Source organism: Endozoicomonas atrinae, from assembly GCF_001647025.1.
Classification (GTDB): domain Bacteria; phylum Pseudomonadota; class Gammaproteobacteria; order Pseudomonadales; family Endozoicomonadaceae; genus Endozoicomonas; species Endozoicomonas atrinae.
The window spans coordinates 1-979 of the sequence record NZ_LUKQ02000621.1; the positions used below are offsets into that span (position 1 = coordinate 1).

At 42.6% G+C, this 979-nt stretch carries 1 protein-coding gene and 1 pseudogene; both read left to right on the plus strand.

The features are described from left to right. Positions 1–190 (plus strand): annotated as a pseudogene (locus AK963_RS36285) (IS630 family transposase); the annotation flags it as partial. Beyond that, positions 172–900, plus strand: coding sequence for a hypothetical protein (locus AK963_RS29600; protein WP_066018791.1), 729 nt, complete (start codon positions 172–174; stop codon positions 898–900). The pseudogene AK963_RS36285 and the gene AK963_RS29600, both read left to right, overlap by 19 nt. Positions 901–979 lie beyond the last annotated feature (79 nt).

Below are 979 nucleotides of genomic sequence, written 5' to 3' on the forward strand. Positions count from 1 at the left end.
ACCATTCGCACCGGAGTTAAACAGCTCAGAAAGGCTATGGGAGTGGATGCGGGAGCATGACTTATCAAACAAAGCATTTTCAGGTTATGAAAATATTGTAGATTGTTGCTGTGAAGCTTGGAATAACCTTTGCAGCGAAGCTGGTCGACTGTTCAGTCTGTGCTCCCGTGATTGGGCAGTTATACAGTAGTTAGAAAATTCAATTGGTATAATAGCCTGGCGTTTAATCTATCGGGTGATGATATTGTTTTTGAGGCGAACTTTACTCAGTTTCCTGGTGTAGATCCTACGACTCAGGCAATTCTTAATGCTGTGGCTGCCCCCGCAATTGATTTCTCATCCAGTTTTGGTGATGAGGGGTATGTTGTCGCTGAAACCATTGCTTTGGCATTTGCTGGTCAAGCATTCCGTCTGGCAGTAAAAGAGGCAGAAGTTTCAATTAAAAATCCTCTGGATGCAGATAATCCGGTGGTGGTTTTGTCAGGTGGTATAGCCATTGAGCGAATTGCATCACAAGAAGTCATAATGACTGATGGTTCAAAACTGCAAAATATAAGTGGGGTTACTCTGGTTGGGAAGGGGTTATCGGGATCGATCAACTTGCCATTGCTTGGTGAGCCCTTGACGTTGAAAGGCGTTGACGTTGGTATGGCTCTTATGGCCAATGGATTGGGGCTGGATGCTGATTATTACCTAGCATTGACGACTGAAGTGGAAGGTAACGATGATCTAATTAATATCCCCGGAATTAATTTCGAACTTATTGGTGCTGAGCTTCATATCAATACCAAGCTAAATCGAGATTTGGCTGATGATGGTCTTAACCCGCCTGCTATTGATTTTTCCAGTAGCTACGCGATGTGCGACTTTGTAAGAAGCTATCTCAAATTACTAGCATGATGGTAAGTCCAACTTAAATCTTCAAAATCACACAACTATACGCTTTCCGTTTTTTTAATCTTCGGAAATAAGGTTCTCA